Below are 25,951 nucleotides of genomic sequence, written 5' to 3'. Positions count from 1 at the left end.
CCCGGGCATGACGGCTTACCGTCAGCCCGCATTAGTTGATATGAGCCTCGATGGCCTTCGGGGTATCCACCTGCTCGGCCGCAATGGAGATACGACGGGGCTTCATGGCTTCCGGAATGTTGCGCAACAGATCGATGTGCAGCAAACCATTCTTCAGCGATGCGGCCTGGACCTCGACATGATCGGCGAGCTGGAAACGACGCTCGAAGGCGCGCTTGGCGATACCGCGATAGAGATATTCGCTGGTTTCCGCCGGCTCTTCGCTCTTTTCACCCTTGACCTGAAGGACATGGGCGTGAGCCTCGATGCTCAGTTCCTTTTCATCGAAACCGGCAACGGCCATGGTGATGCGATAGGTGTTTTCACCCGTGCGCTCGATATTGTAGGGCGGATAGGTCTGAGCCTGATCCGGCTGACCAAGGCTGTCGAGCATAGTGAAAAGACGGTCGAAACCGACGGTGGAACGGTAAAGGGGAGAGAAGTCTACGTGACGCATGGAGTCCTCCTGTGAGCGACAATTGCGATTTCAATTTTTGTCCCATGACCCCACTTCTGGCAGCCTCGGGACGGTTCCGCAGGCCCGTTTGGCACCCGCGAAAAAGAGATGGGGATCGATTTTCCGGAGTTCAAGCCCCCTGCGCCGCCGCCGCCATTTTGCACAGAATTGCTCCGTGAACCGCAGATGAACGACTGGTTCGGAACCCGTTCAGGCTGGCGGGCCTAATCTCCAAACCATCGGAAGACCATCATCCGATGACTGAAGTGTATCGTCCCTTCTTCTTCAGTCCTTGCTCGGCCGGCGAAGCGGATCTCTCTATCTCCGTAAGCCGGCCTTTTTTCTTTCCCCGATCAGCGCAGCAGCTTCAGCGACCCGGTGAGCGACTTCACCCACTTCGACGGGCCGGCTATTCCCAGACCATCGATCGCCTCCTCGGCGAGATCGCGCCCGGGAAACGTCGCCTCATATTCCCGATAGTCATGCAGCAAACGGGCAAAGGCCGGAAACAGAACGATCGCGCGGTCGCCGCCCACCGGCAAGGTTTTCAGCAACAGCGATCGCAGAACCTCCGCATCCGCCTGCAGGATCGGAACGGGCAGGTTCGAGCTGATGTCGATGGTCCTGCCTTGCCTGTCGGTCAACTGGTGAGCCGCAAGGGCTGGAAATTTCGCGCCCAGCCCGATCGCGATGGCGCCTGCGGTGTTGGCGATGAGGCCGACCGGCAATGCCGGATTGATGACGATGGCAAGACGAATATCGGGAAGCATGGAGACCTGCTGCTGTTGAAACAATGTGCTCGCAGAGGATATCGTCTCGATCGGGAGCAATCCTGCCTTTTATTGCGGCTGTGAGCGAAATTATGATAGCATCTACCCAAATCTATCAGAATTTAGGTAGCATATGCCCGAAATCCTTGAACCCATCGATTTACGCATTCTTGGCGCGCTCCAGAAGGACGGACGTCTGACGAACCAGGCGCTCTCGTCCGAGGTCGGGCTTTCCACATCGCCATGCTGGCGGCGCGTGCGCCAGCTGGAAGAAACGGGAGTGATCCAGGGCTATGCGGCCACCCTCGACAGGCGGCAAATCGGTCTCGGCGTCCTTGCCTTCATCCGGGTCAAGATTGACAGCCACAGCGAGACGGAGGCCGAGGAATTCTCTCACGACGTCCTGAAGCTCAACGAGGTCGTCGCCTGCTACAGCATCGCCGGAGACGCGGATTTTCTGCTGCAGGTCGTGGCCGCCGACCTCGACAGCTATGCCGATTTCGCCATGGCCGTCGTGCGCCGCCTGCCGCGCATCAAGGAGATGCAGACCACGTTCGTGCTGAAGGAAATCAAGCCTTTCAAGGGCTTCCCGCTCGATACGGGCCAGCGATAGCGGTAGGGAGCGTGAAATGCCCCAAGGTAGCAAGGCGGTCGCGATTGCTCCCTCGCCGCTGCCCGAGCCCGGTTATCGCCGTGCAATGCCGGCCCTTTACGTTTGGATCGAAGCCATCCTATTGTGCGAGCGTGGCGGCCACCCGGGGTAATCAATGTCGGCGCTCTCTTTCTCGAAAATTTCCGCATCGCTGAATGCGGTGCTGGCTGCCATCGGTCTGCTGACGGTCGCGGCACTGACGATGCCCGATCTGACCGATCAGATCAGGCTCATCCTGGAAGTCGTGCTTGCCGGCATATGGGCGGCATATGTCCTGCAATTGATCGAGACATTGATCATCCATCGGGCAACTGATGTTCGCGGCAGGGTGCCGGAAATTGCGGTCGACGCGCTGGCCGTGCTGATCCCTCTGGCCGCATTCCTCTTCATCCGCGGCCGCGACCAGAGCCTCTATTGTTCGATCTGGCTGCTGAAGCCGCTGCGCGGCTCGACCTTCTTCCGCCTGCTGGGCCGGGTTCTGAGCAAGGAAGCCCGCAACCTGATCGGCGTCACCTCGATCTTCGGAATCGTGCTGTTCGCCGCAGCGCTCGCAGCCTATATCATCGAGCGTGACATCCAGCCCGACAAGTTCGGCAGCATCCCGCTTGCGATGTGGTGGGCGGTGGCCACGCTGTCGACCACGGGCTATGGCGACGAGATTCCGCAAAGCCTCGCCGGCCGCATCCTTGCCGGGCTGGTCATGATGAGCGGGATCGGCATCTTCGCGCTGTGGGCCGGCATTCTCGCCACCGGCTTCTACGAAGAGGTACGCCGCCAGGATTTCGTGCGCAACTGGCAGCTGGTCGCGGCAGTGCCGCTGTTCCAGAAGCTCGGTTCGGGCGCCCTCATCGAGATCGTCCGGGCACTCAGACCTCGCATCGTGCCGGCCGGCGGCATCATCTGCCGCAAGGGCGAGGCCGGCGATCAGATGTTCTTCATCGTCGAGGGCCGCGTCAGCGTCGCCACGCCCAACCCGGTGGAACTCGGCTCCGGCAGCTTCTTCGGCGAAATGGCGCTCATCACCGGCGAGCCCCGCTCGGCGACCGTCAGCGCCACCACCGAAGTCTCGCTGCTGTCGCTCTACTCCTCCGATTTCCAGATGCTGTCGAGCAGCAGCCCGGAGATTGCCGACATCATCCGCAGAACCGCACTAGAACGACGCGGTACGGCGCCGAAAACCTGATGCGGAAGCAGCTTCGACCCTCCAGTCGGCGCCGCACACCCCATTCGGAGAAAAGCCATAAACCTGTTGCAATTCCACGCGGCTGCGCTATCCCCTTGAGAACAGCCATTGGTCAGCGAGGCGCGACATCGTCATGGATTCGGTCCTCTATTCCACAGCGGACAATCCGGTGCCGGAAAACCGCACCGAAGGGTTCTTCGAGAGTTTCGACGGGCGGAAGCTCCGCTACGCCGTCTTCCGTTGCGAACAGCCGGTTGCCAAGGGAACCGTGGTTCTGCTGCAGGGCCGTAACGAATTCATGGAGAAATATTTCGAGACGGTCCGCGACCTCACAGCCAAGGGCCTGTGGGTCGCGACCTTCGATCTTCGTGGCCAGGGCGGATCGGAACGGCTGTTGAAAGACCCCTTGCGCGGCCATATCGGCCGATTTTCCGACTATGAGCGGGATCTGACCGCCTTCCTCGACAAGATTGTGCTGCCGGATACGCGCCTGCCGTTCTTTCTCCTCGCCCATTCAACGGGCGGGCTGATTGCCCTGTCGGCCGCTCCGCGGCTTGCAACCCGTATCGACCGGATGGTGCTGTCGGCGCCCTTCATCGGCCTGACGGGTCATGGCGCCTCCCCCGGCCTCATCCGCTTCGTTTCCGGCACGGTGAGCGGGATCGGCCTCGGCCGCTTGCAGTTCAGCAGGAAGTTCAAGGAGAAATCCTTCCCCGACAATCCGTTGACGACGGACGAGCAGCGCTATCGACGCAACATCGGCATCGGCATCACCTATCCGCAGCTCTCTCTCGGGCCGCCGACGGCGCGATGGTTATCGCAGGCCCTGCGCGCGATCGAGCAGGTCAACAGGCCTGAGCATCTGTTTTCGATCCAGATCCCGACCGTTCTGATCGCCCCGACGCGGGACGGCGTCGTGCCCTATGCCGATCAGGAGCGGCTTTCGCGCTATTTCCGCGCCGCGCAGCTGGTGCCGGTCCACGGCGCCAAGCACGAAATCCTGCAAGAGCGCGATATCTACCGCAATCAGGCGCTTGCCGCCATCCACGCCTTCATCCCCGGCAGCGACGCCGAGGCCAATGCCTATGAGATTGAAGCCGAGGCCTGAGCGGCTTAGCGATATGGCGCTTCATGGAATCGCCATATCGCCCTACCCGTTTGTCTTTCCGCAATTCCAGACGGAAAACCGCTGCGCACTTTTCCTGAAATTGCTCTAGCGAGACAGTACGGCCAGCGCCTGCTCGTAAACCGCACGGCTGCCGGCTGCGATGATCGTTCCGCCCATTTCGGGACGACCGCCATCCCAGGTGGTCATGATGCCGCCGGCCTGCTCAACGACCGGAATGATGCCGCCGACATCATAGGGCTTCAGCGAATTCTCGATGACGAGATCGACATGGCCCGCAGCAAGCAGCGCATAGGCATAGCAATCGCAGCCATAGCGGAAGAGCCGGACCTGGCTCTCGATCTCGCGATACTTGGTAAGCTCGTCACCGACGAAGAGATGCGGCGAGGTGGTGAAGAGGATGGCGTTCGAGAGGCTGCCGCAATCGCGGACCTGAAGCCGCCTTTCGCCGTCCGGGCCGGAATAGGTGGCGCCATTGCCATCGGCAAAATAGCGCTCGCCTGTGAAGGGCTGGTCGATCAGGCCCATCGTGGCACGACCGTTCTTCTGCAGGCCAATCAGCGTTCCCCAGACCGGGACGCCCGAGATGAAGGCGCGCGTGCCGTCGATCGGGTCGATCACCCAGACATACTCACGATCGAGCCCGACGCTGCCATGCTCTTCGCCGAGGACGCCGTGATCGGGAAATTCGGACTCGATCAGCGCGCGAATCGCCTCTTCTGCGGCGCGGTCCCCTTCCGTCACCGGATCGAAGCCCTTGGCTTCCTTGTTGACCACGTCGATGCCGGCCCGGAAGCGCGGCAGGGTTTCGGCCTTGGCCGCTTCGGCCAGACGATGGAAGAACGAGCGATCGGGAAGCATGGTCAATCCGGGTAAGTGGCGGGATGGCGATGTCATATCGCATATAGGCCGCGAAGCAAACCGGATGATGACGGCGTGGGCGCAGTGCCTGCGGATCGGGCAGAATTTCCAAAATTGCCTAAAAATTTTGCACTGCAACAAAGTGCTTGACATTTGTGCAGTGCGGTAGCAATATCCTCCTGCAGTCTTTCGACTGTAAATACCCTCCTTGGGTGTTTCCTCCCTAGACTTAGCCGCGCCACAAGCGCGGTTCTTTTTTGCCTGACCGGGCGATTTTGCAAGGGTACCCGCGCTTATCGCGATATTGGGGAGCGCAGCTTCGATTTCAAAAAATCGAGATCATCAACGCTTGCTGCCTGGATGGGCAGAGTCATGAACTGGTTGATGGCTGTAAATATCATCCAGTAGGTCGGCCGCTGCCAGATTTCGGTAACGGTGGACCAGGGAATTTGGGCCGATCCCAATTCGGACGCGACATCAAATCCCTCGTCACGAAGAGTAAACGTCGCCTGGCGCGTCGCCATTTTGCGGAATTTTCCGACCGTGTTGCGGTAATGCGCGACCCACGCGAGAACAATCATGGCCGGATAGAGAAAGGCGATAGCGCCAAGGACGCCAACCGGCCAGCCGGCGCCATCGCTCCAAAGCTGCCAAAGAAACAGCGAGATTATTGCGATTTCCGCGACCCAGAGACGCTTCTGATTGACGATCAGCCGCCGCAAGACAAAAGTCTTCACGGCATCGCGCACCATTTCTTCCGTATAGGTGACGGTGATAGTCCGATGCATTGCCCATCCACTGCGTTCAGCCGATCGCCAAGCTTCGAATGCCCGCCCACCCCTTCGGCAAGCTCAACGGAACGAAACGGTCACTCGGCCGCCAGCGCCGGATCGCCTGTGTAGGATTCCACATGCTCGGCCATCCGCTTCATGAAGAGTGTGATCGCGGCCGCGACCTTGTCGAAATCCGGGCGCTTCTCCAGCGTCGTCTCGTCGACATAAAGCGAACGGTTGACCTCGATCTGCAGGGCATGCAGCCCGCGAGAGGGACGGCCGTAATGCTCGGTGATGAAGCCGCCGGCATAAGGCTTGTTGCGCACGGCGTTGAAGCCCATCTCCTCGAGGATCTGCATCGCGGCGCGTGACAGCTCGGCCGAGGCGCTGGTGCCGTAGCGATCCCCGAGAATGAAATCGGGCCGCATGTTGCTGCCGGCGATCCGGATATTGCCCGGCATCGAATGACAATCGACCAGCACGCCAAAACCGAATTTGACATGGGTGCGCGCGATCAGCCGCCGCAGCGTGGCATGATAGGGCTTGTAGATGGTATCGATTCGCTTCAGCGCATCTTCCACCGGCACGCGGCGCGCGTAGATCTCCATGTTTTCGGCAACGATTCGCGGGATCGTGCCGAGTCCGCCGGCAACCCTCAGGGAATTGATATTGGCGTAGGATGGCAACGCCCCGTCGAACATGCGCGGATCGAGCTCATAGGGCTCGCGGTTCACATCGATATAGGCGCGCGGGAAATTGGCAAGCAGCAGCGGCGCACCAAGCGAACTCGCCGCCGAAAAAAGCTCGTCGACATAGTGATCTTCCGACCGGCGAATAGCGATGCCTTGCAGGCGGGATTGGGCGATGAAGTCAGGCGGATAGATTCGACCACTATGAGGCGAGCTGTAGACGAACGGTATCGTCTGGGAGGCGGGCTCCAATACCTCAAAAATCTCGAAACTGCGCATTTCCGCGGACATAAACGTCTTTACCATGTCAACAACTTGTCGCACTAATCATGTTGCCAGTTGCATGACCGCAAGTCCATAGTAACTTGACCGAAATGGCCTTAATCCAAAGCGCCGTAATCGAAATCTCTGGACGACCGGTCTTCGGAAACGCAGAGCGTTTCCGTGCGATGTATCCATGTTTCGAACAAATGCCGGAACAGGGCGTTTTGACTGACCATTCACGGCTTGTTTACGGCGTGGCGCTACCCTAAACGCTGGACGAGTCCAACAAGACAAAGTTGATTAGCGATAGAGATGATGACCCAGAAGATACTTCTTGCCGAAGACGACAACGACATGCGTCGCTTTCTCGTGAAGGCGCTCGAAAAAGCCGGCTACAAGGTCTTGTCCTTTGACAATGGAGCAAGCGCTTACGATCGGCTGCGCGAAGAGCCGTTCTCGCTGCTGTTGACTGACATCGTCATGCCGGAGATGGATGGCATCGAGCTGGCGCGCCGCGCCACCGAACTCGATCCGGACCTGAAAGTGATGTTCATCACCGGCTTTGCCGCCGTCGCTTTGAACCCTGATTCGAAGGCGCCGAAGGATGCAAAGGTCCTTTCCAAGCCTTTCCACCTCCGCGAGCTGGTCGACGAAGTCAACAAACTCCTTGCCGCGTAAGGCTTCCGGCGGCCTCGTCACAAAACCGAAAAAAAGCCTATTGACGACACCCAAGGTTTTGTGATCTATGCGCCGCCATCGGATGGGCGTGTAGCTCAGCGGGAGAGCACTACGTTGACATCGTAGGGGTCACAGGTTCAATCCCTGTCACGCCCACCATCCTAATTAGCTGAAAAGCAAGGCCTTTCGAGAAATCGAAAGGCCTTTTTTCATTTCTTGGCATCTGGCCGTGCCTGGCTATGTCGTAAACCTTTTTGCATCAGCAGGCCGGTCCGCACGCCACAGTCGGCCGCAGCACATCACTGCTCCAGAAAATGCTGGAACACGGCCGTCGTCGGATAGGCGTAGGCACCGCGATCGAGGAAGCCCTGGCGGTAGAGGCAATTCCGCAAGGCCAGCCAATAAAGCGTACTGTTTGCGTCCGGCGACCCGCGCCGCCAGGAATAGGCTTCGGGCTCGCAGCGATTGAGGGCCCTGTCGTATCTTGCCAGCACCACCGGGTCGCTGTCGGCGCGAACGGCGCCGTGATATGTCTGATAATTCGAAGGCGCCTCACCGGCAGAGACGCATGCCAGGCTCAAAATGGCTCCCAGCGCTAACATCATTCTCATGTGCTTCGATCTCCAACTTGCCGCGTCTCGAAAATTCGAGCGCAAGTCGAGAATAATCGCCTTTTGAAAGATATCCAATCACATGCTGATGTTCGCTGCGATTGCGAATTGAACGAAGCCTGCGACACAAGTTCCTGCGACAAGCCGCTTGACTTCCGGTCGCGCCGTCATCCTACTGTCATACCAGCGCATCGATCATACGGGAGGACGAGATGACGGTGATGAAGCGGCAGTTCTACAAGAACCACAAGCCCAATGGCGACGAATATATGTTCCACCTCGCCCGCGACACCGAAAGCGGCGAGGTCTACGTCATCCGCCAGGCGGATTTTGTCGTCGATGGTGGCAGCGAGAAGAGCATGACCCTCTATGAATTCCTGGCCGGTGGCGGCAATCGCCAGAATGCCCTGCTGCAACTCATCGGCTCGCTTGTCCCGGAATCAGCCCCACATTGAGATTGGCACAACCCTGAGCGGTCGTTTTATGGCCGCGGCCTGTGCAATCCACGAGCCTGAAGCGCAATGAATATCGAAACGGTCGTCAGGCGCTTTCGGCTTGTGTTCTGCTTCGGGTTGACTGCCACATTTGGATCGGCGAATCTGCGCGGGCTTGAAAGGAGCCTCTCTTATGCGATTCGCAGGCATTGCTTTTGGATTGGCGACGCTGGTCGCCACACAGGCCGCAGCTGCGGCCGTGGAGAATTTTCCCACACAGGGTGCCACCGTGGTCAGCGGGAAATGCTCCAAGCTCGTGGTCGGCAAACTCGATGCCTCGAAGGGATGTAAACCGGAACTGGCCAGCGTGACCGCACCTGACGGTTCCGTGACCTTCATTTTCACGTCCGGCGGCAAAATGCTTGGCTTCCGTGGCAATGGCAAGGGCATCAAGCCCGGCAGCCAGAAAGGCACGGCGCAACTGCCGATCGACGCTATCGCGACCGGAGCCGGCAACAATATCTCTAATCAGGTCGCAGCAAAGGGCAGCTGCACCTTCGCCAATCCCTACGCAGGCAAGCCGATCGCCATTCAATGCACGGCGAAATCGCCCGAGATGAGCTTCAATGGCAGCTTTACATCCGACGGCAAGGCGCCCCGGCACAAATAGCCGTCGGATAACCGACCCCTAGCTCACGCACGCCGCGCTAAAGCGTGGCACGGCTTTGTGGTAACGATCCCGAGATCAATGACGCCGCGCTCGGAAACAAATCTGAGAAGTCGCCATATTTAGTGCCGAGGCCCGTTCTTCTGCTTCCGGCCGTGATTGGCATCGGCTGGCGCTTCGCGCGACAGGTCCGCCCCGTTGACATGAGCAGGGACATGCACGTCCTCATGCGTCACGGGATGCAGCGTCAGGTCCACCTGATGCGGCGGCAGGACCTGGGCCTGGCGAAGCCTATTCGAGCGCGCTTTCTTCTGTCGTTCCGTCAGTTCCGGCTTTTGCGTCTGCGACTTGCGATGAATGGGTGTCGGGCTCATCGGAGCTTCTCCTGTCGGTCGCTGTTGTCGGGATTGATGATCCGCCCGAGTATTCGAACGGCGGGCGGCGCAAGAGCGCCTGAAGGTCAAACGCAAGCCCTTTCCCTTTGGTTCCTCGATTTCTCAATTATCGAATGCGGTTGTTGCCGCTACGATTTCAACTCTTGACCTGTGTCGCAACTTCACTAACTATGATGCATCTCCGCGCCTCTCTGACATCGGCGACGGATTGAACTTTGGTGCCGGGCCCCTCTGGCGAGAGTTTTCACGGCGCTCTCGCGATGTCGGTACCGCCTGCAGATGAGCCGGCGGACTTCGTTCCCATGATCAGCTTGACCATGCCTCACCCGCATGCCGTCTTCGGTATGCGGCTATGCGCGCAATCCGGAAATGTTCATTTCTTTTGCAGCGGGAGGCGCTCATGAGCTCTCGCACCGCTTCAAAATCCGTGCTCGGCTATTTCGGCTGGGCTTTTGCCGTCACCGCCGGCGGTCTTGCCCTCGGCGCCCTGCTCGGCTGGAATACGACGGGCACGTTCGGCGGCCTTGCCACAGCCTTCTTCATCTGCGCGGTCCTCGCCGTACTCGAAATCTCGCTTTCGTTCGACAACGCCATCGTCAACGCCAACAAGCTGAAAGAGATGACGCCCGTCTGGCAGCATCGCTTTCTGACATGGGGCATCATCATTGCCGTCTTCGGCATGCGCATCGTCTTTCCGCTCGCGATCGTCGCAATCGCCGCCTGGATCAACCCATGGGAAGCGCTGCAGCTCGCCGCCACCCGGCCGGAGCAATATGGCGAGATCATGCGGGCGGCACATCTGCCGATCGCGGCCTTCGGGGGCACCTTTCTGATGATGGTCGGGCTGACCTATTTCTTCAATCACGAAAAGGACGTGCACTGGATCGGCTTCATCGAAAAGCGGATGGCGCATTTTGCCACCGTCAAGGGCGTCGAAATCGCCTTCGTGCTGGTTCTGGTTCTCATCTTCACCTCCGTACTCGATGGTGACGATGCCACGACCTTCCTGCATGCCGCGATCTACGGCCTTTTGACCTTCCTGCTCGTCGAGGTTCTCGCGGGGTTCCTGGATGCCTCGCAGCAGACGATGAGTGCTGCGGCAAGAGGCGGCTTCGGCGCCTTTCTCTATCTCGAAATCCTCGATGCCAGCTTCTCCTTTGATGGCGTCATCGGCGCCTTCGCCCTCACCCAGAACCTCTTCATCATCGCCATCGGCCTCGGCATCGGCGCCATGTATGTTCGCTCCATGACGATCATGCTCGTGGAGAAGGGCACGCTCGCGCACTATCGCTACCTCGAACATGGCGCCTTCTATGCCATCCTGATCCTTTCCGTGATCATGTATGTGCAAACGCTGACGCACATCCCAGAGGTCATCACCGGCCTTGGCGGCGCGGCGCTCATCGGCATCTCGCTCTGGTCGTCGATCCGCTACAACAGGCGCAACGGCCTGAACCATGTGCCGGCGCATGAAGAACAGCATGACCGGGCAGAAGCTTAAGCCTTGAGGCGTTGGCGTTACCACTCAGGGTAAGCGTTGGGCTTATCCATGGCGGAAGCCGTCTTACGACAGCTTCCGCCTTTCATACAAAATAGTGTACGCGATAGACTTTCACTGCATCTTTTGGACTAAAGTCGCCGAATGTTTACGATCTCGACGTATTAAAGCTGGCGCTTTAAGAAAAAATATCGCAATGGCGATGGAAATTGTCGAAAGAGCATGGGCGGGCGCACAATGGTTGTGCATCGTCAAAACAGCTCCGAATGAGATGTCCAGGAGAGGCAGAGCATGACGGCAAAGATCGTTCCGGTGATCATGGCGGGCGGCAAGGGTACGCGGCTGTGGCCGCTATCGCGCGCCTCCGCACCGAAGCAGTTCATCCAATTCATCGGCGACAGGACGTTGTTTCAGAACACGTTGGCGCGCGTAGCCGATTCGGAGCTCTACGAAGCCCCGATCGTTTTGACCAACGAGGAGTTCCGCTTCCTCGTTGCGGAGCAGGCCCGCGAGCTTGACCAGAAGCTGACGGCCATATTGCTGGAGCCCATGGCCCGCAACACTGCCGCAGCAGTCGCCGCCGCTGCCACGCTCGTTACCGAGCTGTTCGGCAAGGACGCGATTATGCACGTCCTCGGCTCCGACTACGAGATCGACGCCAACACGACCTATTACGATTGCGTGCGCCTCGCGCGCGACACGACGCTGCAGGGCAAGCTCGTCACCTTCGGTATCAAGCCGACGGAACCGGCGACCGGCTACGGCTATATCGAAAGCGGCAAGGCGCTTGCGACGGGCGCTCATGCCGTCAAGCGTTTCGTCGAAAAGCCCGCCCTGGAAAGGGCCGAGGAGATGGTTGCGAGCGGCCATTTCTACTGGAATTCCGGCATGTTCATGTTCTCGGCCGCCCAGCTTCTGGATGAGATGAAGGAATTTGCACCCGAGGTCGAAAAGGCGGCCGGCAAGGCCGTTTCCAAGTCGACGCGCGACCTCGATTTCACCCGTCTGGACGCCGACACCTTCTCCAAGAGCCCGGACATTTCCATCGACTACGCGCTGATGGAAAAGACGGCCAACGCCGCCGTCGTTCCCTCGCCCTTCACCTGGTCGGATCTCGGCAGCTGGGATGCGGTCTGGAAGGTCGGCAGCCGCGACGAAAGCGGCAATGTCTCCGCCGGCGCCACGACGCTGGTCAACACGAAGAACTCGCTTGTTATGTCGCACAGCCTGCACGTCGCCGTGCAAGGGCTCGAAGATGTCGCCGTCATCGCCAGCGAAGACGCCGTCTATGTCGGCCACCTCAGAGACAGCCAGGAAGTCGGCAAGCTCGTCAAGCTGCTGGCGAGCGAGAAAAAGACCGCCAAACTCACCGAGACGCATCCGACCTCATACCGCCCCTGGGGCGGCTATACCTCGGTGCTGAACGGCGAGCGCTTCCAGGTCAAGCGCATCTTCGTCCTGCCCGGCAAGAAGCTGTCGCTGCAGAAGCATCACCATCGCTCCGAGCACTGGATCGTCGTCAAGGGCACGGCCGAAGTGACGGTCGGCGAGAACGTGCAGATGCTGCGCGAAAACGAGTCGGTCTATATCCCTCTCGGCGAAGTGCACCGTCTGGCCAATCCGGGCAAGATCCTGCTGGAGCTCATCGAAGTACAGACCGGCTCCTATCTCGGCGAAGACGACATCATCCGTATCGTTGATGAATTCGGCAGAACGTGATTGCGGGTAGCGCAATAGAGATTCGAGAACGGCGGGCGAAAGCTCGCCGTTTTACTTTGGCAGGTATGACGCGATTACGCATCGCGCGCAGATGTCTTGCTTTCTTTCGCTGCATTGCACACACTGCCCCAAGGGAACGGCAATCACCGCACAACGATGCGGGCTAGGCGAAGAGACATATGGCGATCAAGGCGAGCATCTATCATCTCACCCATTACATCTACGACAATCCGGTCCGCCTCGGCCCCCAGATCATCCGCCTAAAACCCGCCTCGCATTCCAAGACCCGCGTGCTCAGCCATGCGCTGAAGGTCACGCCCTCAAATCACTTCGTGAACCTGCAGCAGGACCCCTACGGCAACTATCTCGCCCGCTTCGTCTTTCCCGATCCGGTTACCGAGCTGAAGATCGAGGTCGATCTCGTCGCCGACATGACGGTCTACAACCCCTTCGATTTCTTCGTCGAGGAGGAAGCGACCCGATGGCCGTTCGATTACCCCGAGACGATCCGTGAGGATCTGTCCATCTATATGAAGCCGGAGGAGCCCGGCCCCAGGCTGAAGGCCTTTCTCGCCACGCTCGACCGCTCGGAACAAAAGACCGTCGACATGATCGTCGGCCTCAATGCGCGTCTGCAGCAGGAAATCGGCTACGTCATCCGCATGGAAGCCGGCGTGCAGACGCCGGAGGAGACGCTGGAGACGGCGAAGGGCTCCTGCCGCGACACGAGCTGGCTGCTGGTGCAGGTGCTGCGCCATCTCGGCCTCGCCGCCCGCTTCGTCTCCGGCTATCTGATCCAGCTCACGCCCGACCTGAAGGCACTCGACGGCCCCTCCGGCACCGAGGTCGATTTCACCGACCTGCATGCCTGGGCGGAAGTCTATCTTCCCGGCGCCGGCTGGGTCGGCCTCGATCCGACTTCCGGGCTGCTCACCGGTGAAAGCCACATTCCGCTTGCAGCCACGCCGCATTACCGCAATGCCGCACCCATCTCGGGCGGTTACTTCGGCGAAGCCAAGACCGAATTCGATTTCGACATGAAGGTCGCTCGCGTCGCCGAGCACCCGCGCATCACCAAGCCGTTTTCCGACGAAAGCTGGGAGGCCCTGAACGAACTCGGCGAAAAGGTCGACACGATCCTTAAGGAAGACGACGTGCGCCTGACCATGGGTGGCGAACCGACCTTCGTCTCGATCGACGACTTCCAGTCCGAAGAATGGAACACCGCCGCCGTTGGCCCGACCAAGCGCGAAAAGGCCGATATGCTGATCCGCCGTCTGCGCGAGCGCTTCGCGCCGAACGGCTTCCTGCATTACGGTCAGGGCAAATGGTATCCCGGTGAAAGCCTGCCGCGCTGGACCTTCTCGCTCTATTGGCGCCGCGACGGCCTGCCGATCTGGTCGAACCCCAATCTGATCGCCAATGAAGGTCGCGACTACAGCGTCACGGAGGACGATGCCGGCCGCCTGCTGACGGCGATTGCCGGCGAGCTCGATATCGAGCCAGACTATGTGACGCCCGCCTTCGAAGATCCGGCCGAATGGCTGGTCAAGGAAGCGAACCTGCCCGACAATGTCGACCCATCCAACTCGAAGCTGAAGGACCCCGAGGAACGCTCGCGCATGGCCCGCGTCTTCGAGCGCGGCCTGACCCGCCCGACGGGCTATATCCTGCCGGTGCAGACATGGAATGCGCGCGCCAGCGGCCGCCGCTGGACGAGCGAGAAATGGAATACGCGCCGTGGCCGCATCTTCCTGACGCCTGGCGACAGCCCGGTCGGCTACCGCCTGCCGCTGAACTCGCTCGGCTGGATACCGGCGTCGCAATATCCGTATATCAACCCGATGGACCCGACGATCCCGCGCGAAGCGTTGCCGGATTACAACGAGGACAGGGGCCGGCCGCTGCAAGCCGCCCGTTTCCAGCCCTTCGCCGGCCAGCAGCCGATCATGCCGCAATCGGCGGGCGAGATCGGCGGCTATGTGCGGACCGCCATCAGCGTCGAGCCGCGCGACGGGCGCCTTTGCATCTTCATGCCGCCGACGGTCAGCGTCGAAGACTACCTGGACCTCGTCGCCTCAACCGAACGCGCCGCGGCGGCTCTCAATCTGCCGGTGCATATCGAGGGCTATCCGCCGCCGCAGGACGAGCGCATCAATGTCATCCGCGTCGCTCCCGACCCGGGTGTGATCGAAGTGAACATCCATCCGGCATCGAGTTGGAAGGAAGCCGTCGATATCACCACGGCGGTTTATGACGAGGCGCGAGAAAGTCGCCTCGGCACCGACAAATTCATGATCGACGGCCGCCACACCGGCACCGGCGGCGGCAACCATGTCGTCGTCGGCGGCCGCAATACCATGGATAGCCCCTTTCTTCGCCGTCCCGACCTGCTGAAGAGCCTGGTGCTGCACTGGCAGCGCCATCCCTCGCTCTCCTACCTCTTCTCCGGCATGTTCATCGGCCCGACCAGCCAGGCGCCGCGCATCGACGAAGCCCGTCACGACAGCCTCTATGAGCTGGAGATCGCGATTGCCCAGGTGCCGGCGCCGGGAGCCGGTATTCCACCGCTGCCCTGGCTGGTCGATCGCCTCTTCCGCAATCTCCTGACTGACGTCACCGGCAACACCCACCGCTCGGAAATCTGCATCGACAAGCTGTTTTCGCCGGATGGGCCGACCGGGAGGCTCGGTCTCGTCGAATTCCGCGGCTTCGAAATGCCGCCGAACGCGCGCATGAGCCTTGCCCAGCAATTGCTGGTGCGCGCGCTGATCGCCCGCTTCTGGCGTAATCCCATCGATGGCAAGTTCGTCCGCTGGGGCACGACGCTGCATGATCGCTTCATGCTGCCGCACTATATCTGGCAAGATTTCCTCGATGTTCTCGCCGATCTCCGCGAAAACGGCTTCGACCTGCGGCCGGAATGGTTCCAGGCACAGCTAGAATTCCGGTTCCCCTTCTGCGGCGAAGTCGAATACGAGGGCAGCAAACTGGAACTGCGCCAGGCGCTGGAGCCATGGCATGTCATGGGTGAGGAAGGTGCGATCGGCGGCACGGTGCGCTATGTCGATTCGTCGGTCGAGCGCCTGCAGATCCGCTTCGAAGCGGCCAATCCCTCGCGCTACACGGTGACGTGCAACGGCCGTCCTGTGCCGCTGACGCCGACGGGAATGGCGGGCGTTTCGGTCGCCGGCGTGCGCTACAAGGCGTGGCATCCAGCCTCCGGTCTGCATCCCGTCCTGCCGATCGACACGCCGTTGACTTTCGACATCTACGATACCTGGTCTCGCCGCTCGATCGGCGGCTGCATCTACCATGTTGCCCATCCGGGCGGCCGCAACTACGACACCTTCCCCGTCAATGGCAACGAGGCGGAAGCGCGACGTCTTGCGCGTTTCGAGCCTTGGGGGCATACAGCAGGTGGCTATGCTCTGAGACCGGAGACTGCGTCGGCGGAATTCCCGCTGACGCTCGACCTCAGGCGGCCGGCAGGAATTTGAGACGGAACTGTGAATGGCTAGAAAACCGGCGACGGAACGGCGCGACGAGGTAAAGACAGGCACCGGTAAGGAGCCGGCCTTTGCCTATCGTCCCCTGCCCGGCGTCGCCGATGAAATGGTCGACAATACCGGCGCTGTACGGCCCGTCTGGCAAAACTTCCTGTCGGCGCTGACGCGCATGTCGGAAGAGGAACTGACCGAGCGCTTTGCCCGCGCCGACCGCTATCTGCGCGATGCCGGCGTTTTCTATCGGGCCTATGGGACGACAGGGGTCAGCGAACGCGGCTGGCCGATCTCGCATATTCCGGTGCTCATCGACGAGCGCGAATGGCAGGCTCTTTCCGAAGGCTTGCAGCAGCGCGCCGATCTATTGGAATCGATCATCGCCGACATCTATGGCGACAGCCGTCTGGTCAGCGAAGGATTGCTGCCGCCTGCCTTGATCGCGGCCAATCCGGAATTCCTGCGACCGCTCGTCGGCGTCAAACCGGCGAACGGCCATTATCTGCATTTCCTGGCCTTCGAGATCGGACGCGGCCCCGATGGCAATTGGTGGGTGCTGGCCGACCGCGCGCAGGCGCCATCGGGCGCCGGCTTTGCGCTCGAAACCCGCGTCGCCACCACCCGCGCCTTTTCCGATATCTACGCAGAAACGAAGGTCCATCGCCTCGCGTCCTTCTTCGGCGCATTCCGCGATGCCCTGCTCGGTGGCAAGCGCGGCGGTGAGGGACGCGTCGCCGTCCTGACGCCGGGACCGGCTAACGAAACCTATTACGAACACGCCTATATCGCCCGCTATCTCGGCTTCATGCTGCTCGAAGGCGAGGATATCACAGTCGTCAACGACCAGCTGATGGTGCGCACCGTTGCGGGCTTGCGGCCGATCAGCGTGCTCTGGCGCCGCCTCGATGCGGCCTATGCCGATCCGCTGGAGCTCAACCAGCAATCCCATATCGGCACGCCTGGCTTGGTCGAGGCGCTGCGGGCGCAGACGGTGACGATCGTCAACGCGCTCGGCTCCGGCATTCTCGAAACGCGCGCCCTGCTTGCCTTCATGCCGACCATCTGTCGGCACTTACGCGGCGAAGAACTGAAGCTGCCATCGATCGCGACCTGGTGGTGTGGCCAGAAGAGCGAGCGCGAGCATGTGGCCGCCAACATTGAAAAGATGGTTATCGGACCGGCCTATTCCCGCATGCCCTTCTTCGACGACAGCGGCCAATCGGTGCTCGGTTCGACCTTGCGCAGCACCGCCCGCGATTCGATTGCGGACTGGCTGGCGACCGAAGGGCAGAAACTGGTCGGCCAGGAGGTCGTGACGCTGTCGACCACGCCGGCCTGGGTCAACGGCAAGCTGACGCCGCGGCCGATGAGCCTGCGCGTCTTCGCCGCCCGCACGGAAAACGGCTGGCGGATCATGCCCGGCGGCTTTGCCCGTATCGGCAGCGGCGACGATGTCGCTGCTATCGCCATGCAGGCCGGTGGCTCTGCCGCCGACGTCTGGATCGTCTCCGACAAGCCGGTCGAAGCCCACACGCTGCTGCCGGCCGAAGAAACCTTCACCCGCAACATGCCGGGCAGCCTGCCGAGCCGGGCGGCGGACAATCTCTTCTGGCTTGGCCGCTACATCGAACGCGCCGAAGGCGCCTTGCGCATCCTGCGCGCCTGGCACGGTCGTTTCGCGGAAGCGGCCGATCCGAACCAGCCTCTGCTCGCCGATGTCAGCGCCTATCTCGCCGCCATCGACATCGACACCAAGCAGGCGGTGCCCGAAAACCTGTTGCGCAACATCGAAAGCGCCGTCTATTCGGCCAGCAACATCCGCGACCGCTTCTCCCCCGACGGCTGGCTCGCCCTGAATGATCTCGCCAAGACGGCACGCCGCTTCAGGGAAGGTGTGAAGCACGGCGACGATGCCAGCCATGCCATGACGATCCTGTTGCGCAAGCTCGCGGGCTTTGCCGGTCTCGTGCATGAAAACATGTACCGCTTCACCGGCTGGCGCTTCTTGTCCCTCGGCCGCTACATAGAACGCGGCCTGCACATGACGCGGCTGCTCGGCCACATGTCCGGCCCCGATGCGCCGGATGGCGCGCTCGACATGCTGCTTGAAATCGGCGACAGCGTCATGACCCATCGCCGCCGCTACAACGTCAACACGGCCCGGCTGACGGTGACGGATCTTTTGGCGCTCGACCCTCTCAACCCGCGCTCGATCCTCTTCCAGATGAACGAGATCCACCGCGAGGTCGAGCAATTGCCGAACGCTTTCGTCAACGGCCAGATGTCCCCCTTCTACCGCGAGGCCATGCGACTGCATTCGGGCCTTGCCGTGATGACGCCGGAAACCATGACCGTCGAAGTATACCAGCAGCTGGCGCGCGAACTGGAGCGGCTTTCCGACCTGCTGGCACGCACCTATCTCGGATGACGTGATGCTCTACGACCTCTCGCTTCACATGGGCTATATCTACGACGTCCCGGCCAGCGGCGCGCGGCATATCCTGCGCGTCATGCCACTCTCCCTGCCCCATCGGCAGCGGCTGATCGCCGGCTCGGTCAAAATAACGCCAGGCCCGGACGAGCAATCCAACTTCACGGATTTCTTCCAGCATCCAGCGACCTCGATCCTGGTGCGCGATCCGCATGAAAGGCTCGACATCCGGATGCAGGCGCGCGTTCAGGTCGAAAGCCAGCCCGTGACGGCCGATTTCTCGCCGCTGCTTGCAAGGCTGCCCGAGGAGATCGACGATTGCTGGTCGATCGATCCATCTTCGCCGCATCACTTTCTCGGCAGTAGCCCGCGCCTGCCGGAAACCAGCGAAATCAACGATTATGCCAAGCAGTGGAAGGCGACCAATTTGACGACCTTGCAGATCGCCCATGCGGTCTGCGCGCAGATCCACAAGGATTTCACCTACGATCCCAAGGCGACAACGGTCGACACCACGCCCAGGGAGGCTTTCCGTCTCAAGCGAGGCGTCTGCCAGGATTTTTCGCATGTGATGATCATCGCGCTGCGCAGCCTCGGCATCCCCGCCGGCTATGTCAGCGGCTTTCTGCGCACCATCCCGCCGCCAGGCAAGGAGAGACTCGAAGGCGCAGACGCCATGCATGCCTGGGTGCGCATCTGGTGCGGCGAGACGACAGGCTGGATCGAGCTTGACCCGACCAACAATATCCCGGCCGGCACGGATCATATCGTCGTCGCCTATGGTCGCGACTATTCGGATGTTTCGCCCGTTATCGGCGTACTGAAGAGCTACGGCAATCAAAAAGCCGTCCAGGCAGTAGATGTTATTCCTCTAAAATAGAATATACTTAAGGTAGTAAAAAACCTGAAGCAAATCGCGCCAGATTAGGCAATTTGTTAAATTTCAATCTTCCGCATAAACGATCAACTAATGTTTGTAGTCGATAGTCCCGCCGTTCTTTAGATTGAAAACTCCTTTTTACAGGCGGACATGATGGTTCCCGGCTCCGATTTACTTCGAGCACTAAAACAACTTCTACGTGATAGAGCTGGAAACTTTGGCATCCTAACGGCGATTTCGGTACCTGTGCTGGTAGCGGCAGGCGGTATGGCAATAGACGTCACCAACATGTCACTCTCTCACAGCCAGCTCCAGGAGGCGACAGACGCTGCAGCACTTGCGGCCGCAACAGCGCTTGCTGATGGCAGTGCTACCACAACCACAGCCAAGGACCTTGGCAATAATTTCGTCCTCGGCCAGATGTCAAACTACCTGTCGGGGGATACCACGACGACGAACGCATTGAAGACAGGTACGTCGACTACGGTAACATCAAGCAGCAATTCATCCGGCGGTACGAGCTATACGGTTAGCGTCAACGCATCCTATGGCATGTCGGTCAACAGCATGAGTCGTCTGCTCGGCATACAAACAATGTCTGTTTCGGCCTCAAGTACGTCGACAAGCGGTACGGCTGTTCAAAAGACAGCCCTGTCGATGGAGATTGCGCTTGATAAATCCGGATCTATGCTGCTGAACACCAGCGTCATCGACAAGTCGCAGACCAGCTGCACGCAATATTATACGGACGGTATATACCTTTATCAATACAAGGGCCAAGTAAGCCCTTGCTATATTAAGAAAATAGATGCGTTGAAGACCGCAGTTGGCAATCTTCTCGACCAGTTGGATGCCGCCGACCCAAAGTCGCAATATGTACGTACAGCGGCCATTGCCTGGAGCAGTCAGGTTGACAGCTCCAGCAATCTGGATTGGGGGACAAAATCAACGCGCACCAATGTCGTGAGCGGACTGAATGCGGAGGGAGGCACCGAGTCTAACGCTCCCATGAAAAAGGCTTACGCCGCCGTCACGTCCAGCGCTGAGGTAACTGCCCAAACCAATGGTGGCAATAAGAGCTTTCAGAAATATATAGTTCTGATGACAGATGGCGAAAATAACGACACGAGTTCCGACCAAAAGACGCTGAATACTTGTAAAGCCGCGAAAGATGCCGGCGTGCAAATTTATACGGTGGCTTTTATGGCACCTACACGCGGACAGACTTTGCTCGCCGCTTGCGCATCAAGTCCGTCCAATTATTTCGACGCTCAACAAATGTCCGATCTGGTCGCCGCGTTCAAGGCCATCGGCGCTCAAGCAGCCAAGCAGATGACACTCCTAACCAAGTGATCCTGCCAGGCGCCCACGCCCAGCAACCATAGATGGCTCACAAAGAAAAAGCCCCGCGATACGAGTATCGCGGGGCTTTTCGTTTAAACGATGCGCGAATAAAAGCCCGAAACATCATCGGAATCAAGTCTTTTCCGGCTAATGGAGAGCCTTTGGCGGCATTTTTCGCATCTGCCCAACTCGCTTGTTGCAACTGCTTTACATCAGTGCGTAAACTGATAGTGAAACGGAAAGGCAATTTGATTTAAGCACGCGTAACACGCTGAATATAAATCACAAATGGCGAGAGTTGATAGTATGAATAACTTGACGAAGGCCGATCTCCCCGTTCCCGCGCCGCGCAGTTCCCGCCCCGAAATCCTGGCCGAAGAAATTATCGAGCGCCTGACATACCGCATCGGCAAGGACGCGAAGGTTGCCAAACCGCACGACTGGCTGACGGCGACGATCCTCGTCATTCGCGACCGCGTCATCGACAAATGGATTGAATCGACCCGCAATGTCTATCAGACCGGCGCCAAGCGCGTTTACTATCTGTCTCTGGAGTTCCTGATTGGTCGTCTGATGCGCGACGCGATCTCCAATCTCGGTCTGATGGAGGAGATCACCAACGCCCTCGCCTCGCTCGGCGTCGACATCCGCGTCATTGCAGGCCTGGAGCCCGACGCAGCGCTGGGCAACGGTGGCCTCGGCCGTCTTGCCGCCTGTTTCATGGAATCCATGGCAACAGTTGATGTGCCGGCCTATGGCTATGGCATTCGCTACGTCCACGGCCTGTTCCGCCAGCAGATGGCAGACGGCTGGCAGGTCGAACTGCCCGAAACCTGGCTGGCACACGGTAACCCCTGGGAATTCGAACGCCAGGAAAGCTCCTATGAAATCGGCTTCGGCGGCGGCGTCGAAACCATCAGCAGCCATGACGATCAGCCCCGCTACATCTGGAAACCGGCCGAGCGCGTCATCGCCACCGCATTCGACACGCCCGTCGTTGGCTGGCGCGGCCAGCGCGTCAACACGCTGCGCCTCTGGTCGGCACAGCCGATCGACCCGATCCTGCTCGATGCCTTCAACGCCGGCGACCATATCGGCGCGCTGCGCGAAAGCAACAAGGCCGAAAGCCTGACGCGCGTCCTCTATCCAGCCGACGCGACACCCGCCGGCCAGGAACTGCGCCTGCGCCAGGAGTTCTTTTTCTCATCGGCCTCGCTGCAGGACATCTTGCGCCGTCACCTGCAGCAATATGACGATCTGACAAATCTCGCCGACAAGGTGGCGATCCAGCTGAACGACACCCATCCGGCCGTCTCCGTCACGGAAATGATGCGCCTGTTGGTCGATGTCCACGGCCTGGAATTCGACAAGGCCTGGGATATTACCAGGAACACCTTCGGCTACACCAACCACACCCTGCTGCCGGAGGCGCTGGAAAGCTGGCCCGTGCCGCTGTTCGAGCGGCTTTTGCCCCGCCACATGCAACTCATCTATGCGATCAACGCCAAGGTTCTGGTGGAAGCCCGCAAGCTGCGCAATTTCAGCGACACCGAAATCCGCTCGATCTCCCTGATCGACGAGAATGGCGATCGTCGCGTGCGCATGGGCAATCTTGCCTTCGTCGGCTCGCATTCGATCAACGGCGTTTCCGCCCTTCATACCGACCTGATGAAGGTCACGGTCTTTGCCGACCTGCACAAGCTCTACCCGGACCGCATCAACAACAAGACGAACGGCATCACGCCGCGCCGCTGGCTGATGCAGTGCAATCCCGGCCTGACGAACCTCGTGCGCGAAACCATCGGCGATGCCTTCCTCGACGATGCCGAGCAGCTGAAGCCGTTGGATCAGTTCGCCCGCGACAGCGCCTTCCGGGAAAAGTTCGCCGCCGTCAAGCGCGCCAACAAGGTGCAGCTCTCCAATCTCGTCGCCAGCCGCATGGGCATTAAGCTCGATCCGAATGCGATGTTCGACATCCAGATCAAGCGCATTCACGAATACAAGCGCCAGCTTCTGAATGTCATTGAAGCGGTGGCGCTCTACGACCAGATCCGCTCGCATCCCGAGCTCGACTGGCAACCGCGCGTCAAGCTCTTCGCCGGCAAGGCGGCGCCGAGCTACCACAATGCGAAGCTCATCATCAAGCTGATCAACGACGTCGCCCGCGTCATCAACAACGACCCCTCCGTGCGCGGCCTGTTGAAAGTCGTCTTCGTGCCGAACTACAACGTTTCGCTGGCGGAAGTCATGGTTCCTGCCGCCGACCTTTCCGAGCAGATCTCGACGGCCGGCATGGAAGCCTCGGGCACCGGCAACATGAAGTTCGGCCTCAACGGCGCGCTGACGATCGGCACGCTCGATGGCGCCAATGTCGAAATGCGCGACAATGTCGGCGAGGACAATATCGTCATCTTCGGTCTCCGGGCCGATGAGGTCGCCAGCCTGCGCAGCGATGGTCACGATCCCCGCGCCATTATCGAGCGTTCGCGGGAGCTTGCCCAGGCACTGTCGGCGATTGCTTCCGGCGTATTCTCCCCCGACGACCGCAACCGATATGCCAGCCTGATCGACGGCATCTACAGCCATGACTGGTTCATGGTCGCGGCCGATTTCGATGCCTATGCCTCGGCGCAGCGCGAAGTCGATATTCTCTGGGCCAATCCGTCGGAGTGGTACACAAAGACGATCAACAACACCGCTCGCATGGGCTGGTTCTCCTCCGACCGGACGATCCGTCAATACGCCAAGGAAATCTGGAGAGCCGGATGAAAAAGCCGAAAAAACCCGCTGACAGCACGAGCGTGAGCGATATTTCGGCAGATGACATTGCTGCAATTCTCGCAGGCACGCATTCCGATCCGTTCGCCGTTCTCGGCGTTCACAAGACGGACGAAGGCTATGTGGCCCGCTGCTTCATTCTTGGCGCCGAAGCTGTCACCGCGACGGCGCTGGACGGCTCCGTCATCGGCGAGCTCGAATGCCTCGATCCGGCCGGTTTCTTTTCCGGTGAGGTCAAGCTCGCCAAGCAGCAGCCGGTTCGCTATCGCGCCAAGCGCGGCGATGCGGAATGGGCGGTGACCGATCCCTACAGCTTCGGCCCGGTCCTCGGACCGATGGACGATTACTTCGCCCGCCAGGGCACGCATCTGCGCCTGTTCGACAAAATGGGCGCCCATCCCATAAAGCACGAGGGCGTCCAGGGCTTCCATTTCGCCGTCTGGGCGCCGAATGCGCAGCGTGTCTCGGTCGTCGGCGATTTCAACAATTGGGATGGCCGCCGGCACGTCATGCGCTTCCGTTCCGATAGCGGCATCTGGGAGATTTTCGCCCCCGATGTACCGGCCGGGCTCTCCTACAAGTTCGAGATCCGGGGCCAGGACGGCGTGTTGCTGCCGCTGAAGGCCGACCCCTTTGCCCGGCGCAGTGAGTTGCGGCCGAAGACAGCTTCCGTCACCGCCAACGAACTGCAACAGGTTTGGGACGATGCCGCGCACCGCGAGCATTGGGCAAATGTCGACATGCGCCGCCAGCCCATCAGCATCTACGAGGTGCATGCCGGTTCCTGGCAACGCCGCGAAGACGGCTCGATGCTGTCCTGGGACGAGCTCGCCTCGCGCCTCATCCCCTATTGCGTCGACATGGGCTTCACCCATATCGAATTCCTGCCGATCACCGAACACCCCTATGACCCATCCTGGGGCTATCAGACGACCGGCCTCTACGCGCCGACCGCCCGCTTCGGCGAGCCGGAAGGTTTTGCCCGCTTCGTCAACGGCTGCCACAAGGTCGGCATCGGCGTCATCCTCGACTGGGTGCCGGCGCATTTCCCGACCGACGAACACGGCCTGCGCTGGTTCGATGGCACCGCGCTCTACGAGCATGAGGACCCGCGCAAGGGCTTTCATCCCGACTGGAATACGGCGATCTACAATTTCGGCCGCACGGAAGTTCTCGCCTACCTGCTGAACAATGCGCTTTACTGGGCGGAAAAATTCCATCTGGACGGTTTGCGCGTCGATGCCGTCGCCTCGATGCTCTACCTCGATTATTCCCGTAAGCACGGCGAATGGATACCGAACGAGTACGGCGGCAACGAAAATCTCGAGGCCGTGCGCTTCCTGCAGTCGATGAACACCCGGATCTACGGTGCGCATCCTGGCGTCATGACCATCGCCGAGGAATCGACCTCTTGGCCGAAAGTGTCGCAGCCGGTTCATGAAGGCGGCCTTGGCTTCGGCTTCAAGTGGAACATGGGTTTCATGCACGACACGCTGAGCTATCTCGGCCGCGAAGCCGTGCATCGCAAATACCACCACAACGAGCTGACCTTCGGCCTGATCTATGCCTTCTCGGAGAATTTCGTCCTGCCGCTCTCGCATGACGAGGTCGTTCACGGCAAGGGATCGCTGATCGCCAAGATGGCCGGCGACGACTGGCAGAAATTCGCCAATCTGCGCGCCTATTATGCTTTCATGTGGGGCTATCCCGGCAAGAAGCTGCTGTTCATGGGCCAGGAATTCGCGCAATGGAGCGAGTGGAGCGAAGAGCGCGCCCTGGACTGGAACCTGCTGCAATACCGCATGCACGAAGGCATGCGCCGTCTCGTCCGCGATCTCAACTTCACTTATCGCAGCAAACCGGCGCTCCATGCCCGTGATTGCGAGGGTGACGGCTTCGAATGGCTTGTCGTCGATGATTTCGAAAACTCGGTTTTTGCGTGGCTGCGCAAGGCGCCAGGCGAAAAGCCGGTTGTCGTCATCACCAATTTCACGCCGGTCTATCGTGAGAACTATAACTTGCACTTGCCGGCTGAGGGGCGGTGGCGCGAGATATTGAATACCGATGCCGACATTTACGGCGGCAGCGGCAAGGGGAATGGCGGGCGCGTACAGGCGGTCAATGCCGGCGGAGGCGTACAAGCGATAATAACGCTGCCTCCATTGGCAACGATCATGCTCGAACCGGAATTTTGAGATC

At 60.1% G+C, this 25,951-nt stretch carries 21 protein-coding genes and 1 tRNA gene; 15 read left to right on the top strand and 7 right to left on the bottom strand.

Going from position 1 to position 25,951, the window contains the following annotated elements; translation table 11 throughout:
* Positions 1-31: 31 nt before the first annotated feature.
* Both BJ928_RS11215 and BJ928_RS11210 read right to left on the bottom strand, forming a co-directional pair.
* A complete protein-coding gene (locus tag BJ928_RS11215; RefSeq protein ID WP_047629019.1) occupies positions 32-496 on the bottom strand; it encodes an Hsp20 family protein in 465 nt (154 codons plus the stop codon).
* 353 nt (positions 497-849) lie between these two features.
* Positions 850-1,266 carry a DUF2000 domain-containing protein gene (locus tag BJ928_RS11210; RefSeq protein ID WP_047629018.1) on the bottom strand — a complete coding sequence of 139 codons (417 nt, stop codon included), beginning with the start codon at positions 1,264-1,266 and terminating at the stop codon, positions 850-852.
* Between the two features lie 133 nt (positions 1,267-1,399).
* Here BJ928_RS11210 and BJ928_RS11205 point away from each other — a divergent pair, with 133 nt between their 5' ends.
* The 3 genes from BJ928_RS11205 to BJ928_RS11195 all read left to right on the top strand — a co-directional run bounded on the left by BJ928_RS11205 (position 1,400) and on the right by BJ928_RS11195 (position 4,209).
* Positions 1,400-1,879, top strand: coding sequence for an Lrp/AsnC family transcriptional regulator (locus BJ928_RS11205; RefSeq protein WP_047629017.1), 480 nt, complete (start codon positions 1,400-1,402; stop codon positions 1,877-1,879).
* Positions 1,880-2,033: 154 nt separating this feature from the next.
* Positions 2,034-3,101 (top strand): cyclic nucleotide-gated ion channel, encoded by a 1,068-nt coding sequence (locus BJ928_RS11200; RefSeq protein WP_047629016.1) that lies wholly within the window; start codon positions 2,034-2,036, stop codon positions 3,099-3,101.
* A gap of 133 nt (positions 3,102-3,234) precedes the next feature.
* A complete protein-coding gene (locus BJ928_RS11195; RefSeq protein ID WP_047629015.1) occupies positions 3,235-4,209 on the top strand; it encodes an alpha/beta hydrolase in 975 nt (324 codons plus the stop codon).
* Between the two features lie 105 nt (positions 4,210-4,314).
* Here the strand turns inward: BJ928_RS11195 and hisN are convergent, their stop codons facing one another.
* The 3 genes from hisN to BJ928_RS11180 all read right to left on the bottom strand — a co-directional run bounded on the left by hisN (position 4,315) and on the right by BJ928_RS11180 (position 6,856).
* Complete coding sequence (hisN, locus tag BJ928_RS11190; protein ID WP_047629014.1) at positions 4,315-5,088, bottom strand: histidinol-phosphatase; 774 nt, start codon at positions 5,086-5,088, stop codon at positions 4,315-4,317.
* Positions 5,089-5,381: 293 nt separating this feature from the next.
* Positions 5,382-5,876, bottom strand: a complete 495-nt coding sequence (locus BJ928_RS11185) for a YcxB family protein (RefSeq protein ID WP_047629013.1) — start codon at positions 5,874-5,876, stop codon at positions 5,382-5,384.
* Positions 5,877-5,956: 80 nt separating this feature from the next.
* Entirely contained in the window at positions 5,957-6,856 is a 900-nt protein-coding gene (locus BJ928_RS11180) for an N-formylglutamate amidohydrolase (protein ID WP_245432284.1), read from the bottom strand.
* 273 nt (positions 6,857-7,129) lie between these two features.
* On the opposite strand from BJ928_RS11180, the gene cpdR1 reads away from it, so the two are divergent.
* Positions 7,130-7,492, top strand: coding sequence for a response regulator CpdR1 (gene cpdR1 / locus BJ928_RS11175; protein ID WP_004117561.1), 363 nt, complete (start codon positions 7,130-7,132; stop codon positions 7,490-7,492).
* 84 nt (positions 7,493-7,576) lie between these two features.
* Positions 7,577-7,651 (top strand) — tRNA-Val (locus BJ928_RS11170).
* 140 nt (positions 7,652-7,791) lie between these two features.
* Here BJ928_RS11170 and BJ928_RS11165 read toward each other — a convergent pair.
* On the bottom strand, positions 7,792-8,103 hold the full coding sequence (locus tag BJ928_RS11165) for a hypothetical protein (RefSeq protein ID WP_047629012.1): 312 nt from the start codon (positions 8,101-8,103) through the stop codon (positions 7,792-7,794).
* Between the two features lie 212 nt (positions 8,104-8,315).
* Between BJ928_RS11165 and BJ928_RS11160 the strand changes: the two genes are divergently transcribed.
* On the top strand, positions 8,316-8,558 hold the full coding sequence (locus BJ928_RS11160; protein ID WP_047629011.1) for a hypothetical protein: 243 nt from the start codon (positions 8,316-8,318) through the stop codon (positions 8,556-8,558).
* Positions 8,559-8,730: 172 nt separating this feature from the next.
* Complete coding sequence (locus tag BJ928_RS11155; protein ID WP_047629010.1) at positions 8,731-9,207, top strand: hypothetical protein; 477 nt, start codon at positions 8,731-8,733, stop codon at positions 9,205-9,207.
* Between the two features lie 119 nt (positions 9,208-9,326).
* Here the strand turns inward: BJ928_RS11155 and BJ928_RS11150 are convergent, their stop codons facing one another.
* Positions 9,327-9,578 carry a hypothetical protein gene (locus tag BJ928_RS11150; protein ID WP_052227504.1) on the bottom strand — a complete coding sequence of 84 codons (252 nt, stop codon included), beginning with the start codon at positions 9,576-9,578 and terminating at the stop codon, positions 9,327-9,329.
* A 421-nt stretch (positions 9,579-9,999) separates the two neighbouring features.
* On the opposite strand from BJ928_RS11150, the gene BJ928_RS11145 reads away from it, so the two are divergent.
* From BJ928_RS11145 to glgB, 8 genes are all read left to right on the top strand, one after another.
* Positions 10,000-11,100, top strand: a complete 1,101-nt coding sequence (locus BJ928_RS11145; RefSeq protein WP_047629009.1) for a DUF475 domain-containing protein — start codon at positions 10,000-10,002, stop codon at positions 11,098-11,100.
* Between the two features lie 288 nt (positions 11,101-11,388).
* On the top strand, positions 11,389-12,816 hold the full coding sequence (locus BJ928_RS11140; protein WP_047629007.1) for a mannose-1-phosphate guanylyltransferase/mannose-6-phosphate isomerase: 1,428 nt from the start codon (positions 11,389-11,391) through the stop codon (positions 12,814-12,816).
* A 179-nt stretch (positions 12,817-12,995) separates the two neighbouring features.
* Positions 12,996-16,316 carry a transglutaminase family protein gene (locus BJ928_RS11135; protein ID WP_047629006.1) on the top strand — a complete coding sequence of 1,107 codons (3,321 nt, stop codon included), beginning with the start codon at positions 12,996-12,998 and terminating at the stop codon, positions 16,314-16,316.
* 13 nt (positions 16,317-16,329) lie between these two features.
* Positions 16,330-18,747 (top strand): circularly permuted type 2 ATP-grasp protein, encoded by a 2,418-nt coding sequence (locus tag BJ928_RS11130; RefSeq protein WP_047629005.1) that lies wholly within the window; start codon positions 16,330-16,332, stop codon positions 18,745-18,747.
* 4 nt (positions 18,748-18,751) lie between these two features.
* On the top strand, positions 18,752-19,630 hold the full coding sequence (locus BJ928_RS11125) for a transglutaminase family protein (protein WP_047629004.1): 879 nt from the start codon (positions 18,752-18,754) through the stop codon (positions 19,628-19,630).
* A 150-nt stretch (positions 19,631-19,780) separates the two neighbouring features.
* The gene (locus BJ928_RS11120; RefSeq protein WP_245432283.1) at positions 19,781-20,983 is read left to right on the top strand and encodes a VWA domain-containing protein; all 1,203 of its coding nucleotides are present in this window, start codon (positions 19,781-19,783) and stop codon (positions 20,981-20,983) included.
* Between the two features lie 297 nt (positions 20,984-21,280).
* Entirely contained in the window at positions 21,281-23,743 is a 2,463-nt protein-coding gene (locus BJ928_RS11115) for a glycogen/starch/alpha-glucan phosphorylase (RefSeq protein WP_047629003.1), read from the top strand.
* Entirely contained in the window at positions 23,740-25,947 is a 2,208-nt protein-coding gene (gene glgB, locus BJ928_RS11110; protein ID WP_047629002.1) for a 1,4-alpha-glucan branching protein GlgB, read from the top strand. Before BJ928_RS11115 ends, glgB begins: the two co-directional genes overlap by 4 nt.
* The last annotated feature ends 4 nt before the right edge of the window (positions 25,948-25,951 follow it).

The sequence above is a fragment of the Rhizobium sp. WW_1 genome (genome assembly GCF_003610155.1).
Lineage (GTDB): Bacteria > Pseudomonadota > Alphaproteobacteria > Rhizobiales > Rhizobiaceae > Rhizobium > Rhizobium tropici_A.
The sequence above is the reverse complement of the archived record's forward strand: the minus strand, read 5'-3'. Positions and strand labels throughout refer to the sequence as shown.

Excerpts from the sequence above, each read along its gene's own strand:
- cpdR1 (WP_004117561.1), top strand. The coding sequence starts at position 7,130 with ATGACCCAGAAGATACTTCTTGCCGAAGACGACAACGACATGCGTCGC.
- BJ928_RS11140 (WP_047629007.1), top strand. The coding sequence starts at position 11,389 with ATGACGGCAAAGATCGTTCCGGTGATCATGGCGGGCGGCAAGGGTACG.
- BJ928_RS11210 (WP_047629018.1), bottom strand. The coding sequence starts at position 1,266 with ATGCTTCCCGATATTCGTCTTGCCATCGTCATCAATCCGGCATTGCCG.
- BJ928_RS11160 (WP_047629011.1), top strand. The coding sequence starts at position 8,316 with ATGACGGTGATGAAGCGGCAGTTCTACAAGAACCACAAGCCCAATGGC.
- glgB (WP_047629002.1), top strand. The coding sequence starts at position 23,740 with ATGAAAAAGCCGAAAAAACCCGCTGACAGCACGAGCGTGAGCGATATT.
- BJ928_RS11215 (WP_047629019.1), bottom strand. The coding sequence starts at position 496 with ATGCGTCACGTAGACTTCTCTCCCCTTTACCGTTCCACCGTCGGTTTC.
- BJ928_RS11135 (WP_047629006.1), top strand. The coding sequence starts at position 12,996 with ATGGCGATCAAGGCGAGCATCTATCATCTCACCCATTACATCTACGAC.
- BJ928_RS11185 (WP_047629013.1), bottom strand. The coding sequence starts at position 5,876 with ATGCATCGGACTATCACCGTCACCTATACGGAAGAAATGGTGCGCGAT.
- BJ928_RS11145 (WP_047629009.1), top strand. The coding sequence starts at position 10,000 with ATGAGCTCTCGCACCGCTTCAAAATCCGTGCTCGGCTATTTCGGCTGG.
- BJ928_RS11195 (WP_047629015.1), top strand. The coding sequence starts at position 3,235 with ATGGATTCGGTCCTCTATTCCACAGCGGACAATCCGGTGCCGGAAAAC.
- BJ928_RS11180 (WP_245432284.1), bottom strand. The coding sequence starts at position 6,856 with ATGGTAAAGACGTTTATGTCCGCGGAAATGCGCAGTTTCGAGATTTTT.
- hisN (WP_047629014.1), bottom strand. The coding sequence starts at position 5,088 with ATGCTTCCCGATCGCTCGTTCTTCCATCGTCTGGCCGAAGCGGCCAAG.
- BJ928_RS11115 (WP_047629003.1), top strand. The coding sequence starts at position 21,281 with ATGAATAACTTGACGAAGGCCGATCTCCCCGTTCCCGCGCCGCGCAGT.
- BJ928_RS11150 (WP_052227504.1), bottom strand. The coding sequence starts at position 9,578 with ATGAGCCCGACACCCATTCATCGCAAGTCGCAGACGCAAAAGCCGGAA.
- BJ928_RS11200 (WP_047629016.1), top strand. The coding sequence starts at position 2,034 with ATGTCGGCGCTCTCTTTCTCGAAAATTTCCGCATCGCTGAATGCGGTG.
- BJ928_RS11120 (WP_245432283.1), top strand. The coding sequence starts at position 19,781 with ATGATGGTTCCCGGCTCCGATTTACTTCGAGCACTAAAACAACTTCTA.
- BJ928_RS11205 (WP_047629017.1), top strand. The coding sequence starts at position 1,400 with ATGCCCGAAATCCTTGAACCCATCGATTTACGCATTCTTGGCGCGCTC.
- BJ928_RS11155 (WP_047629010.1), top strand. The coding sequence starts at position 8,731 with ATGCGATTCGCAGGCATTGCTTTTGGATTGGCGACGCTGGTCGCCACA.
- BJ928_RS11165 (WP_047629012.1), bottom strand. The coding sequence starts at position 8,103 with ATGAGAATGATGTTAGCGCTGGGAGCCATTTTGAGCCTGGCATGCGTC.
- BJ928_RS11125 (WP_047629004.1), top strand. The coding sequence starts at position 18,752 with ATGCTCTACGACCTCTCGCTTCACATGGGCTATATCTACGACGTCCCG.
- BJ928_RS11130 (WP_047629005.1), top strand. The coding sequence starts at position 16,330 with ATGGCTAGAAAACCGGCGACGGAACGGCGCGACGAGGTAAAGACAGGC.